Origin of the sequence: Streptococcus sp. HMSC063B03 (assembly GCF_001836965.1) — a bacterium.
In the GTDB taxonomy this organism is placed as follows: Bacteria; Bacillota; Bacilli; order Lactobacillales; family Streptococcaceae; genus Streptococcus; species Streptococcus pneumoniae_F.
The window spans coordinates 1-259 of record NZ_KV831013.1; the positions used below are offsets into that span (position 1 = coordinate 1).

General features: G+C 50.6%; 2 tRNA genes. Both read right to left on the reverse strand.

The annotated features are described in order from the left end of the window. Window positions 1-42: 42 nt before the first annotated feature. A tRNA-Ile gene (locus HMPREF2628_RS01965) sits at window positions 43-116 on the reverse strand. A 34-nt stretch (window positions 117-150) separates the two neighbouring features. Next, window positions 151-221, reverse strand: a tRNA-Gly gene (locus tag HMPREF2628_RS01970). Between the last annotated feature and the right edge of the window lie 38 nt (window positions 222-259).

Consider the following 259-nt stretch of genomic DNA (forward strand, 5'->3'; position numbering starts at 1 on the left):
AAAGGCGGTGTCTTAACCCCTTGACCAACGGACCAAACTTTATGGGCACGAGTGGACTCGAACCACCGACCTCACGCTTATCAGGCGTGCGCTCTAACCACCTGAGCTACGCGCCCAAGTTAAAAAACTTGGTAATTGAACAAAGTTCAAAGCGGGTGACGAGAATCGAACTCGCGACAACAGCTTGGAAGGCTGTAGTTTTACCACTAAACTACACCCGCTTAAATGGGAGTTAACGGGATCGAACCGCTGACCCTCT